This window comes from uncultured Flavobacterium sp. (genome assembly GCF_963975005.1).
Taxonomy (GTDB): Bacteria; Bacteroidota; Bacteroidia; order Flavobacteriales; family Flavobacteriaceae; genus Flavobacterium.
On record NZ_CAXBFR010000073.1, the window covers coordinates 1 to 13,553 of the forward strand.

The 13,553-nt window shown below is 29.4% G+C and carries 13 protein-coding genes and 1 pseudogene; 6 read left to right on the forward strand and 8 right to left on the reverse strand.

The genetic code is table 11. The annotated features are described in order from the left end of the window. Window positions 1-106 precede the first annotated feature (106 nt). From AACZ53_RS09625 to lptB, 4 genes are all read left to right on the forward strand, one after another. A complete protein-coding gene (locus AACZ53_RS09625) occupies window positions 107-1,072 on the forward strand; it encodes a KpsF/GutQ family sugar-phosphate isomerase (RefSeq protein WP_339837625.1) in 966 nt (321 codons plus the stop codon). After that, a complete protein-coding gene (gene tatC / locus AACZ53_RS09630) occupies window positions 1,072-1,887 on the forward strand; it encodes a twin-arginine translocase subunit TatC (protein WP_339837627.1) in 816 nt (271 codons plus the stop codon). Before AACZ53_RS09625 ends, tatC begins: the two co-directional genes overlap by 1 nt. 3 nt (window positions 1,888-1,890) lie before the next feature. After that, window positions 1,891-2,241 carry a carboxymuconolactone decarboxylase family protein gene (locus AACZ53_RS09635; protein WP_026717946.1) on the forward strand — a complete coding sequence of 117 codons (351 nt, stop codon included), beginning with the start codon at window positions 1,891-1,893 and terminating at the stop codon, window positions 2,239-2,241. Window positions 2,242-2,375: 134 nt separating this feature from the next. Beyond that, a complete protein-coding gene (lptB, locus tag AACZ53_RS09640; RefSeq protein ID WP_026717945.1) occupies window positions 2,376-3,116 on the forward strand; it encodes an LPS export ABC transporter ATP-binding protein in 741 nt (246 codons plus the stop codon). Between the two features lie 121 nt (window positions 3,117-3,237). Here the strand turns inward: lptB and AACZ53_RS09645 are convergent, their stop codons facing one another. Both AACZ53_RS09645 and AACZ53_RS09650 read right to left on the reverse strand, forming a co-directional pair. Continuing rightward, window positions 3,238-4,083: a glycoside hydrolase family 25 protein gene (locus AACZ53_RS09645; RefSeq protein WP_339837631.1), complete on the reverse strand. Its 846-nt coding sequence runs from the start codon at window positions 4,081-4,083 to the stop codon at window positions 3,238-3,240. Then, window positions 4,076-4,822 carry a CDP-alcohol phosphatidyltransferase family protein gene (locus AACZ53_RS09650; RefSeq protein WP_339837634.1) on the reverse strand — a complete coding sequence of 249 codons (747 nt, stop codon included), beginning with the start codon at window positions 4,820-4,822 and terminating at the stop codon, window positions 4,076-4,078. Before AACZ53_RS09650 ends, AACZ53_RS09645 begins: the two co-directional genes overlap by 8 nt. A gap of 145 nt (window positions 4,823-4,967) precedes the next feature. Between AACZ53_RS09650 and AACZ53_RS09655 the strand changes: the two genes are divergently transcribed. Next, entirely contained in the window at window positions 4,968-5,999 is a 1,032-nt protein-coding gene (locus AACZ53_RS09655; RefSeq protein ID WP_339837655.1) for a PorV/PorQ family protein, read from the forward strand. A gap of 53 nt (window positions 6,000-6,052) precedes the next feature. After that, a complete protein-coding gene (locus AACZ53_RS09660; RefSeq protein ID WP_339837637.1) occupies window positions 6,053-7,156 on the forward strand; it encodes a DUF4105 domain-containing protein in 1,104 nt (367 codons plus the stop codon). A gap of 97 nt (window positions 7,157-7,253) precedes the next feature. On the opposite strand, the gene AACZ53_RS09665 is transcribed toward AACZ53_RS09660, so the two are convergent. The 6 genes and pseudogenes from AACZ53_RS09665 to AACZ53_RS09690 all read right to left on the reverse strand — a co-directional run. Continuing rightward, window positions 7,254-8,639 (reverse strand): exopolysaccharide biosynthesis polyprenyl glycosylphosphotransferase, encoded by a 1,386-nt coding sequence (locus tag AACZ53_RS09665; protein ID WP_339837640.1) that lies wholly within the window; start codon window positions 8,637-8,639, stop codon window positions 7,254-7,256. A 78-nt stretch (window positions 8,640-8,717) separates the two neighbouring features. Further along, the gene (locus tag AACZ53_RS09670) at window positions 8,718-9,728 is read right to left on the reverse strand and encodes a glycosyltransferase family 4 protein (protein ID WP_339837643.1); all 1,011 of its coding nucleotides are present in this window, start codon (window positions 9,726-9,728) and stop codon (window positions 8,718-8,720) included. After that, window positions 9,691-11,043: an O-antigen ligase family protein gene (locus tag AACZ53_RS09675; RefSeq protein WP_339837645.1), complete on the reverse strand. Its 1,353-nt coding sequence runs from the start codon at window positions 11,041-11,043 to the stop codon at window positions 9,691-9,693. The genes AACZ53_RS09670 and AACZ53_RS09675 overlap by 38 nt, the downstream gene beginning before the upstream one ends. Next, window positions 11,040-12,131, reverse strand: coding sequence for a glycosyltransferase (locus AACZ53_RS09680; RefSeq protein ID WP_339837647.1), 1,092 nt, complete (start codon window positions 12,129-12,131; stop codon window positions 11,040-11,042). The genes AACZ53_RS09675 and AACZ53_RS09680 overlap by 4 nt, the downstream gene beginning before the upstream one ends. Before the next feature lie 43 nt (window positions 12,132-12,174). Next, window positions 12,175-13,305, reverse strand: a complete 1,131-nt coding sequence (locus AACZ53_RS09685) for a glycosyltransferase (protein ID WP_339837652.1) — start codon at window positions 13,303-13,305, stop codon at window positions 12,175-12,177. Continuing rightward, window positions 13,306-13,553, reverse strand: a pseudogene (locus tag AACZ53_RS09690) (serine acetyltransferase); the annotation flags it as partial.

Sequence of the window (13,553 nt, forward strand, 5' to 3'; positions counted from 1 at the left end):
AATATTATCTCTAACTAAATATTATGTATTAAGGTGATTTTACCTAAATTTGCATTTATAAATATACAACTTCTTTTAAAAAACCAAAATAAAATTAAAATAAATTTTGAACACTACTGAAAACATTCTATTAAATGCAAAAAAAACAATACTATCTGAAAGTGAAAGCATTGCAAAACTTGCAGATTATTTAACAACTGATTTTACTGAAAGTGTAGAAAAAATATTTGCATGCAAAGGAAGGGTTGTTGTTACTGGAATTGGTAAAAGCGCCATAATTGCTCAAAAAATTGTAGCAACTTTAAACTCAACCGGAACTCCTTCTATGTTTTTACATGCTTCTGAAGCTGTACATGGTGATTTAGGAATGTTACTAAATGAGGATATTGTAATTTGTATATCTAAAAGTGGAAATAGTCCAGAAATAAAAGTTTTAGTTCCTTTATTAAAACGTTTTGGCAATACTTTAATAGGTATGACTGCTGATTTAAATTCGTTTTTAGGCAAAGAATCACATCATGTTTTGCATGCTCATGTTGACGCTGAATCTGATCCAAATAATTTAGCACCAACAAATTCAACAACGGCACAATTGGTTTTAGGTGATGCCTTAGCCGTTTGTTTAATGGAAATGAGGAATTTTAAAAGTGAAGATTTTGCCATTTATCATCCTGGTGGAGCTTTGGGCAAAAAATTATTACTTCGCGTAAAGGATATGTTGGATACTACACACGCACCACAAGTTAATCCTGATGCTTCGATTAAAAAAGTAATAATGGAGATTTCTGAAAAACGTTTAGGGGTTACTGCAGTTATAGAAAACAATAAAGTTATCGGAATTATAACAGATGGTGATATTCGTAGAATGTTAAACGATAGAGATACGTTTGCAGATTTAACCGCTAAAGATATAATGACTAAAAACCCTAAAAATATTTCTACTTCAATTTTAGTTAGTGAAGCTTTAAATGTTTTGGAAAACAATGCCATTACGCAATTAGTCGTAATTGATGAAGGAGAATATAAAGGCATTATTCATTTACACGATATTCTTAAAGAAGGAATTGTATAATGGCAAAGAAGAATATAGCAGAAATGTCATTTTTAGATCATCTTGAAGAATTAAGATGGTTATTGATTAGAAGTACTATTGCTATTTTAGCATTTGCAAGTGCTTCCTACTTTTTTATCGATTATATTTATAGTGATATCTTATTTGGGCCAAAAAATCCGAAATTCATTACGTATCAATTTTTCTGTAAAATATCAACTTACTTTGGTTTTCAAGACGCACAAATTTGTAATGCTGAAATGCCTTTTATCATTCAGAATACTGATATGGGTGGACAAGTTTCTTTCATGATTTGGACTTGTATTACTGTCGGATTGATAGTAGGTTTTCCATTCATATTATGGGAGATTTGGAAGTTTATTAGTCCAGCACTTTATGACAAAGAGAAAAAATACGCGGTGCTTTTTATTGTTGTATCTTCATTTTTATTCTTTTTAGGGATATTGTTTGGATACTTTATCATAACTCCTTTATCAGTTTATTTCTTTGGTTCTTTTTCGGCTAGTCCAGAAATCGTGAATGAATTCAACTTAGAATCTTATACGGGAATGATAAAAACATCGGTTTTAGCTTGTGGATTAATTTTTGAATTACCGATTTTGATTTACTTTTTAACTAAATTAGGATTAGTTACACCTAGTTCCCTTCGAAAATACAGAAAATATACTTTAATTATAGTACTAATACTTTCTGCAATTATTACACCTCCAGATATTATCAGTCAAATAATTGTAGCAATACCTATTATGTTATTGTATGAAATTAGCATTCTAATTAGTGGTGTTGTAGTAAAAAATCAACTTAAAGAAAAATAAAAAATGGCAAATGTAGTAGAAGAATTTAATGATTATCGTTCAAAAATGAATGAAAAATTATTAGCGGATAATAATAAAATTGTAAAACGAATTTTCAATCTAGATACTAATGCATATGCAGAAGGAGCTTTAGATGTTAAGACTAAGGAGCTTTTAGGATTAGTAGCTTCAGCGGTTTTGCGTTGTGATGACTGCATCAAATATCATTTAGAAACAGCTCACAAAAACGGAATTACGAAAGAAGAAATGATGGAAGCCATGGGAATCGCAACTCTTGTTGGTGGAACAATCGTAATCCCACACTTAAGAAGAGCTTATGAATTCTGGGAAGCACTTGAAGACAGTGTTCAGTAGACAGTGTTCAGTGTTCAGTGTTCAGTGTAAAATAAAAAATTGTTAATTCGTTTAACTGTTAAATTGTTTATTTGTTTATTTGTAAATAAATCTCAGCAACTTTGTAACTTAGTTACTCAGCAACCATAAGAAACATGAAATTAAGAGCAGAAAATTTAGTAAAAACCTATAAGAAAAGAAGTGTTGTAAAAGGTATTTCTGTAGAAGTAAATCAAGGTGAAATTGTAGGACTTTTAGGTCCAAATGGTGCTGGAAAAACGACTTCTTTCTACATGATTGTAGGTTTAGTAAAACCAAATAGTGGTCATATCTACCTGGACGATATGGACATTACCGATTTTCCTATGTACAAACGTGCACAAAATGGTATTGGTTACTTGGCTCAAGAAGCTTCTGTTTTTAGAAAATTAAGTATTGAAGATAATATTCTAAGTGTTCTTCAACTGACTAACAAAACCAAGGAAGAGCAAGTTGCGAAAATGGAAGAATTAATTTCAGAATTTTCTTTGGAACACATTAGAACCAATCGTGGGGACTTACTTTCTGGTGGAGAACGACGTCGTACTGAAATTGCGAGATGTTTAGCTACTGACCCAAAATTTATTTTATTAGATGAACCTTTTGCTGGAGTTGATCCTGTAGCAGTTGAAGATATTCAAAGAATTGTAGCTCAATTGAAAAATAAGAATATTGGAATCTTAATCACAGATCACAACGTTCAAGAGACTTTAGCCATTACAGACAAAACATACTTAATGTTTGAAGGTGGAATTTTAAAAGCTGGAATGCCAGAAGAATTGGTAGAAGACGAAATGGTAAGAAGAGTTTATTTGGGACAAAACTTTGAGTTACGTAAAAAGAAATTGGAATTTTAGGCTATAGGTGAAAAATACTAAAATGATTGTTTTTTGAATGTTTTTTTTTGTGAAAATTTGTTTAATCTATGCAAAAACTAATTTTTTTTCTAAAAATCTAATATCTAAATATCCCAAAACCCTACTTAACACATTGATCAATAAGCTGTAGTTTGATTCCATTGAAAACATTAACATCAACTGTACCTTTAATTCCGTTTACTTGTGCTTTTTCGGTGAATTGCCATAGCAGCCAATCATCATCCATATCTTTTCTCCAAAAGTTATAATTGGCTATCCAAAAAGGATATTCAGAAAATTCTTGCTTCAAAAAATCATTATAATAACTTTCTCCTGAATAAATTATCGGTTTTACTTTGTAATGCTTTTCAATTTTAGTCAACCAACGTTTTAAACCTACTTTTAAACTATCAATAGATTGTGTCTTTGGTAATTTTTCGATATCTAAAATAGGTGGTAAATCTCCTTTTTCCAACTTAACAGTTTTAATAAAATTATCCGCTTGAAGTAACGAATTTTCATTTGGTCGGTAATAATGATAAGCACCACGAATGTATTTCCCTTTCGTTTTTTTCCAATTATGATGAAATTTTTTGTCTACTTTATCTTTTCCAGCAGTGGAACGAACGATTACAAAATCAACTACGAAACTACCATCTACTTTTTTTATTTCAGACCAATCGATTTTACCCTGATATTGAGAAACATCAATTCCAATTGTTTTTCCTTTATAAGTAGTTAAAACTTCATAAATTCTAATATTGTGCAGCTCTCTATCTTTAGTAGACAATGCATTAGAATGTTTAGATTTATATCCCAAATAATACAAAATTCCATCTCGATATTGGTAAACAATAACCGAAAAAACAACCAACAACAAAGCTAAAACAGAAAACACCACTAATTTTGTTAGTGATGTTCTTTTCTTTTTCTGAGTTCGTTTAACTGTTATTTTCTTCTTAGCCAATTGCTGGTTTTGATGTTGAGTTAATTAGCACAGATAAAAGTATATAAGACAATACTATAATAGGTATGGCAATAAAATCAAGTAATAAAAATAATACTACAGCAAATGCCATAAATAGGTATTGCAATTTAGCGTCTTTCCATGCAAAAGATTTTAACTTAAGTGAAAACAAAGGAATATTTGCATTTAAAAAATAAGCACTTAATAAAGTTAAAAACATCAATACAAAAGGATTATTTAATAAATGAAAAAGCCATTCATATTCGCCATAATATTGTATCATTGGAACACTCATAATAAATAGCGCGTTGGCTGGAGTTGGCAACCCTATAAAAGAATCAATTTGACGCTTGTCTATATTAAATTTTGCCAATCTATAAGCAGAAGCAATGGTAATTAGGAACCCGAAATAAGGAACTATACCCATATAAAAGGTCTCTTCTGTTACATTGTATTGAGTTTGTGTGTTTTGAATGGTTTCAATCAGTCTAAACATTATTAATCCTGGCACTACACCACTAGTAACCATATCTGCTAATGAATCCAGTTGCAAACCTAATTCCCCTGATACATTGAATTTTCTTGCTAAAAATCCATCCCAAAAATCAAAGAAAATCCCTAAACAAACGAATAAAAAGGCTTCATCATAATAGCCTTTAAAAATGGCAATTATTGCTAATAATCCACTGGATAAGTTTAATAAAGTTATAAAATTAGGTATGTGCTTTTTAATTTCCATAGTTGTTACTCATAATTTATAGCAAATGTAATACAATAAGTTAATACTTTTAGAGTTTAGTAATTAAGAATTTTATTCGATATTTGTAAAAAAAACAATTGCATTGAAAAAATTAGTTGTAACTATCCTAATAGTACTTCCAGTATTGGTATGGAGTCAAGCTGTGCGAAAATATTCAAATGAATTTTTAAGCATAGGTGTTGATGCTGCTGCTTTGGGAATGAGCAATGCTGTTGTTGCAAGTACTGGTGATGTAAATTCTGGGTATTGGAATCCTGCAGGTTTATTAAAACTACAAGACAGACAAGTTTCTATAATGCATGCGAGTTATTTTGCCAATATAGCTCAATATGATTATGCAGCTTTTGGAATGCCAATTGATGATAGAAGTGCTTTTGGTATTTCATTAATTCGTTTTGGTGTAGATGATATTTTAAATACCACTCAATTAATTGACAGCCAAGGAAACATTGATTACAATAGAATTTCTCTTTTCTCAACAGCTGATTATGCTCTAACGGTTTCTTACGCAAGAGCCTTACCTGTTGAAGGTTTTAATTATGGCGTAAATGCAAAAGTTGTGCGAAGAATAATTGGAGATTTTGCTAATTCTTGGGGTTTTGGTTTTGATTTTGGACTTCAGTATGAAAGCGATAACGAATGGAAAGTTGGATTAATTTTAAGAGATATTACAACCACTTATAACACCTGGACGATTAACGAAGAAGAATATCAAAAAATTAAAGATGCTGTTCCTGGTGAAAATCAAGATTTACCTGAAACTAGTGAAATTACACTTCCAAAAGCTCAATTGGGACTTTCTAAAAAGTTTGAATTTCACAACGAAATGAGTCTTTTAGCCGCTGGAAATTTAAACATGCAATTTGCACAAACTAATGATATAATTTCAACAAAAGCGGTAAGTATTGATCCTGCTTTAGGGTTTGAATGGGGTTATACCGATTTAGTATTCTTAAGAGCTGGTGTTGGAAATTTTCAACAAATTACTCAAATTGATGATTCTAAAAAACTAAGTTTTCAACCTAATATTGGTTTAGGATTTAAATATAAAGGCATTCAAGTAGATTATGCACTTACAGATTTAGGAGATCAAAGTGTAGCGTTATATTCCAATATTTTTTCTTTAAAAGTCGATTTAGATATTTTTAGTAGGTAGTTATTGGTTGTCTGTTGTCTGTTGTCTGTTGTCTGTTAAAATAGTTAATTGTTATGGGTAAAAAATTACTCTTTTTTTTATTTTTATTCGTTTTTTTTCAAGGATTTTCTCAAGATTTACAACTTTCTGAGAATGCGAAAGTTAGTATCATAACAATTGGAACAGCTACTCCCTCGTATGCTTTGTATGGTCATACCGGAATTCGTTTTAAAGACATTGCAACAAATACTGATGTGGTTTTTAATTATGGTGCGTTTGATTTTGAAACACCTAATTTCATGTTACGCTTTGTTAAAGGTGATTTGCAATATTTTGTAACTAGTAATTCTTTTGCTGAATTTGACTATAGTTATAGGTATGAAAACCGAAGTATTTATGAGCAAGACCTTAATTTACCTATTGATAAAATTAGCGTTTTATACAACAACATCAATAACTCATTAACTTCAGACGAACGCTTTTATACCTATAAATTTATTGATAAAAATTGTACTACAATGGTTATTGATAAAGTAAATGAAGTTCTAGATAGTAAAGTCATAGCTTTTCAAAAACCACAAGAACAAACCTATAGAAGTGTATTGTTTCCGTATGCTGATGATCAATTCTTACAACAACTAGGTATCAATATTATTTTCGGGACTAAAGTAGATGAAAAAGCTACGAAATTATTTCTTCCTTTAGATTTAATGAATGAATTAAAAACGACTAAATACGACGGAAAACCTTTAGTAGAAGAAACTTCAACAATTTTTGAAGCACAAAAAGAAACAGTTCCTTTTAATTTTTTCGATTCGATTTATTTACTAATAGTAGTTCTTGGAATAATTGTACTACTAAACAACCAAAAGTTAACATTTGCGTACTTTACGTTATTGGGATTACTTGGTTTATTTTTTAGTTTAATTGGATTATATTCCTTCCATCAAGAAGTACTTTGGAATTACAATGTGTTATTGTTTAATCCGTTTTATTTAGTTTTACTTTATTTTTATTACAGAAAAAATGCAATAAAATTTAAACGAGTAAAATGGTTGATTCTTTTTATGTTAGCTATTTATGTAATTTTACTACTCAATAAAGTGTATTTGATTTCTGTTTTACCAATTATAATAGCCAATTTCATTTTGCTTTTTAGAACGAAAATTAATAATTAAAAAGTTTTGGAACACAGATTAGAGAAATTGAAGAAATTTTAAAAATCTTTATAAATTGGAATTTTGAATTTTTTATATTGGAATTTCAAAAAAAACCTTACTGTCCTTTATAAAACAAAACAGTTCCTATAGTTTTTATTAAAATATTTATATCTAAAAAAATACTTCGATGCTTGATATAAAATAAATCATATTGTAATTTAATCAAAGCGTCATCAATCGTATCGGTATACGAATGATTCACTTGTGCCCAACCTGTTAATCCTGGTTTAATTACGTGACGTGTTTGATAAAAAGGCAGTTTTTCAGCTATTTGATTAACAAATATTGGTCGTTCTGGTCTTGGTCCAATAATTGACATTTCTCCTTTTAAAACATTGATGAATTGAGGCACTTCATCTAACCTGCTTTTGCGTAAAAACTTACCCAAAGGAGTAATTCTTGTATCGTTTGTTGTGGCAAAAACAGCTCCATCTTTTTCAGCATCTTTTACCATAGTTCGTAATTTATAAATCGTAAAAGGCTTATTGTTTTTACCTACACGTTCTTGTGTGTAAAAAAGTGAACCTCTATTCCAAATCAAATTAAAAATTAAGATTAAGGGTAAAATTAGCAATCCAATTGAAATTCCTATCAGAGAAAAAATCACATCAAAAACTCGCGTAAAAGTTAAGTAAAACTTATTTTGATTGCTTCTGCTAAAAGGGAAGTATTTATAAAAATCTTTGGACAAATAAGCTACTGGTAGTCTGTTTGTACTGGCTTCATATACTTGATCATATTCTCTTATAATAACACCCTCTTCTAATAAATTTAAGAGTTTTTCATATAAACCAACAGATATTTCATCTTTCTTTTTAAAAGCAATTACGATTTCAGTCAATCTATTTTGATAAATAAATTCCTCAAATTCCTCAAACGGTATTTTATAATAAGATGATTTGTTTTCATGCTCTAGATGAGAAGCCACAAAACCAATCACCTGATAATGAGGATTTACCTTTATTAAATCATCAGCCATTCTATTTAAAGACTTGCTATCGCAAACAAATAGAACCCGTTTAATAAATCGATTGGCAGCAAATAATTTTAAATATAAAAATCTCCAAATAAGTAGCGCAACTAAAACTGCTAAATAAAAGTAAATAATTTGTATTCTGTTTTCCGGTAAAGTTGGTGTAAAAATTGGCGTTAGCAAATAAAACAAAACCGTTGAAGAAGTAGTCAAAATAATACTTTTAACCATTTGATACTGATTACTAGCGACTTGAAGGTTATATAATTCAAAAATAGTCCCGAAAAAATTCAAATACAAGGCTAAAACAATAGTCCAATAAAAATTAGAAAAATTAAAATGAAAGTATGAAAAATTAAAAACCTCACCTAAAATATACAATGAAATAAGCACAAAAAAAACATCGATTATTCGAAGTAGAATTTTTCTTTCCGAAATTTCAAAATGTATTTTCTTTTTGACTTTCATTTATAACTATTATTTGTGCAAATTAACCAATAAATTTACACTAAATCTATACAAAACTCCTTTTTTTGAAGGAATTTATCAAACTAACAATTCATTCCATTTTAATTTCACCACTTGCCAGTCCATAGTCTCTACTAGTAGTTTGGCATTTGAAGTAATATATTTTACTTTTTCAGGATTATTCAATAAGTCTTCAATAGCATTAGTCATTTCTAAAGGCTGATTGTCATTAACTAACAAAGCATTTTTATGATTTGTTAGCATATATGGAATTCCACCAACGTTTGTAGTAACAACTGGCAAACCTAAAGCCATAGCTTCCAAAACACTGATTGGAGTATTGTCAAAATGGGTTGTATTAATAAATACATCATATTCACTCGCTAAATTTGTCCATTGCACTATGGAGAGTTTTCCGGTAAAATTGACTTCTAAATTTAAACTTTCAGCAAATTTTTCAGTAGTAAGTAAACTTCCGTCTTTGTCAGGTCCAACCATTGTTAGTGTTGCTTTTGGGTATTTGTGTTTTACTAATCTAATAACTTCAACAGCCATTTTTGGATTGTAAATTTTTGCAAAAGCTCTAACCCAAAGTAATTTGGGCATAATATGATCTCTCTTCTTAAATTCATAGGCTTTCAATTGAATAGAATTTGGAATAAAAAGCATATTTTTAAATCCCTTTTCTTTAAATTTTTCTAACAAATAATTGGAAGGAGCTACATTGACATAGGCATTTTTAAAAATCAACTTACACAAAAAAGGATTGTTTTTTAAACGATTTGGCAAATCACCTCCATGAAGAATTGGAATGTATTTTACTTTAAAAAGTCTTGCTATTTGACTACAAAAAAAAGCATACCAAAAACTAGAAGTACTATAGGTATCTATAAGAATATAGTCTACTTTTCTAGCTTTTAAAAAAGCAGTTATTATCATGTCAAACAATCTTATAACTTGATTTTTTTTATCAGAAGTATAGGAAATAGTATGTCCTTCATCAGACAAGAAAACGCCTAATGTTTCTATTGCAGTTTTATTAAAACCATGCTTATGTAATTTGTTCCCTATGTATAGTAGGTTCTTCATCAAATGATACTTTTAATAATGATAAGGCATAGATAAAGGCCGGTGCAGCAATTCGCATGGCTGCGTGGTTTATGGTTAAGAGCCAAAAAATCATAAATGAAAAAACAAAAATATTTTGCTTGTTGTTCAAATATAATAGAACAGGTGTAATTAATAAAATAATTAAGGCTAAAATTCCAAAAAGACCATGTTCCGCAAACAACCTAGAAATTTCATTATGAGAAGCCGCTTCGATACCTGTTGTTTCTTCTCTATATTCTTTATTTTTCCCCACTCCTACTCCGAAAAAAGGATTGTCAAAAAACATTTCAAATTCTGATTCTATTAATGTTTCCCTACCTGTCAATTTACTTTCTTTTTCTCTACCTCTTGCATCTTCATTAGCATATCGCTTATCTATTAAGCCGCTTGTTTGAAACGAAGAATAAGTCCATATTCCAATAAATGTTAGAACAACTAATGCAACAAGTTTATATATCTTATGAAAATTTGTACTCTTCAAATTTAGTAAAACTAAAAAAACCAGTATACAAATCATTAAGATACCTGTAATTATTCCACCTCTTGAAAAAGTAACGATACCTCTAAATGTTGTAATAAGTAATATTATGGAAACAATGATTTTTTTTGTTCTAGAAGAAGCGTCTAAAAGTAATATTGTAAAAAAAAGAAAAATACCTAAACCTAAAATAGTAGAAACTTGATTTGGTCCGTAACCTCCAGAGGTTTGAAAATTAGATTCAGTATTAGTAACAACGTCTTTAATACTTGGTGTATATAAAAACATATAAACTAACATACCTATAATAGGATATGAAAGCATGTTTACAATCTTTAACATGGTTGAAAGTGAAACTTTCCTATCATAACAATATAGTGCACAAAGAAACAAAGTTACAGATCCAATTATATTAAACGTTATTGCCTTTCTTATATCCGTCTCAAAATTTAAGGTAAAAAAAGAAAGTATAACTCCTGGCACAAGAAGTAACAAAAACAACCAATATATAAAAGATTTTTTGGAGAAACTTGTATAAAACATTCCTATCAAAAGAAAAAGTATTACACCATATTTTGCATACTGCTCGAAAAAGTTTCCTTGTGTCATTCTTAAAAAAACTTCGGCTCCTACTACATAAGCAGAAGCTAGCAATGCCTCGTTGTTTTGATTTCTATTCTTAACTACATAATTTATACCAAATAAGATTATACAAATAGCGTATACTTTTGCCAAAAAAGGCAATACAAAAATAGCTCCACCTATAATAGCATGAAAAAGTACAATTTTTGAATATGTAGTTTTTGAATTAATCAATCTGAATTTGTAATAAAATCGATGTATTTATGAATTACTATACTTTCGGTAAAGTTATCATTAATCGTTTGATTTAATTGTTTTCCGATTTTTAAAATTTTTTTATCTTGTTTTTCAGTTCTTGAAATAACTTTTTCAAAGGTTGCAATTATTTCATTCAAGTCTATCGGATTAAACAAAAAACCATTTTCCTCATTAGTAATTATTTTTGAACAATACCCAACATTTGTAGACATCACAATTAAAGATGCAGCACCATATTCTAAAAGTGTGACTGGAAAGCCTTCATAAGTTGAGCCCAGAACTCCTATATTTGCTTGTTGTAATATAGAAGAAATATCTTTGCATGATCCATAAGTAAATATAGCATCTTGTAGATTAAATTCTTTTATATATTCGTGCAAAGTGTTTGAATAAGAATCTTGATACTCTTTTCCAATTAAATGAATAGACCAGTCAGGGTGTTTCTCATGAACTACATTAAAAGCTTCTAAAATAGTCAAATGATTTTTAGGATTTTTTAAATTGGCTAAAAAAACAATTCGCTTTCCTTCAATTCCTTTTAAGACTGTGTTTTCTAGACCTTGAATAGTTGTATCTGGTATAAAATTAGGTAAATAAATTACTTTCTTACATTTTAAATTCACTTGTGCCCACTTTTTCAATTCTTCGTTGACCGTAATGCTACCATAAAACATTTTAGAACAAAATTTCAATATACTTGTTGAACTATTTTCTTGGTGTATTCTATTCCCATAATGATCATGCCAAATAACTTTAATTTTTGGAAGACTTCCCTTCAAAAGTGTTGCCCAAAAAAAGGAAGAACTATGTGCATGAATTATTTGGATTTTATTTTCTACAATAAACTTTCTAAACTTAAGGAAAGCCTTAGCGTCTAAATTACTTTTTTTGTTTAAAAAAAAATAATTCACTTTTTGATCTATTTGCTCTTTCAATGCTCCTTCATTTCTAGTCGCCACTAACCCTGAAAATTCAATAGTATTTGATAATGCATTTGCATAAGACACAGCCATTCGTTCTGCTCCTCCCGCTTCAAGACTATCAATTAATTGAATAATACGCATTTTCAAATTTAGAATTTAGAATTTAGAATTTAGAATTTAGAATTTACAAAAGTAACTTTTTAATTTCAGCTTCAAAGAATTCTAAAGTATATTCTCTTGACCAAACTTGGGCTTTTTGACACATTGTTTGGAACTTGTTTTCATCTTTCAATATGTTTTGAATCTGTAAAACATCTTTATCTAAATTTTCTTCTAACAATATACCTCTATGACCATAATCTAACATATAAGGTACGCATGAAATTTTTGTAGCAATAGGTAAGCAATTCCAAAACATAGCTTCGGCAATTACTTTAGGCCAGCCTTCACTTTTTGAGGGTAACATTAAAAAATGACTATTCTTATATGCTTTTTCAACCTCATCTTTGGTTTGATTACCTTTTAAAACAGCTCTATTTTCTAAATTATTGGTATGAATATATTCTTCTAAAGCAGTTCTTTGATTTCCTTCACCATAAAAATTAACAGTAGCATTATAGCCTTTTTTAACTAGTTGGTTTATCAATTCTAAAACATACAAAGGCTGTTTGCCTGGAGAAAGCGTACCCACAAATAAAAACTTAACCTCCTCTTTAAAGGCTAATTTCTGAATTCTGAATTCTGAATTCTGAATTTCTGACTTACTGTAAGTTGCTGTAAAAAATGGCTTTATGTTTTTAGATTGGTTTTCCCATTTTCCATAGACTAGAACCTGCATGTTTTTGGTTAAAAAGGTATTGCTTAAAATCCATTTTTGTAATCTGTAACTCCAAGGCTGTTTGCTTTTTGAATCCCAGTTTCCAGCATACTTTGCTGTTTTTATTTTTTTGGGATAAAATATCTGAACAATAGCAGCTAATAAACCAATATTACCAGGACATCTTAAGTGAATATGATCAGCCTGTTTAATTGCTTTGAAAATAATAAAACAATTTAAAATTGAAAAATAGATGCTTTTGAACAAACTTGAAATTGATTTAATATCAAATTCCTTTAAAGGAATAATAGTGTCTATTTTAAAACTTATAGGCGTATTTAACAAGCCTCTACTTTCATCCCAAATAGGACAACAAAAAGCTATGGCTTTAGCATGTCTAGCCCAAATTTGCATTTCTTTCTCATAAGGACTGTATGCAAAATAATCGTTTTCTATTTTGATTAAGGGTGCAGAAGAGATTACAAGTAATTTTTTCATTTAAATATATGCTCTAGAGCCTAAATTAGAAACTTTAACAGCAGGAACACCTAACATCACACTATCGCCCTCAACATTGGATGTGACTAGAGAGGACGAGCCTATTAAAACATTATTTCCTATAATAATTTTCCCTGCAACCACGCTATTTACACCAATGTAGACATTATCTCCAATACTTGGAACTCCTCTATTTTCATTTAATCCAGAAACTCCTATAGTTACTCCTTGTGAAATATTACAATTAT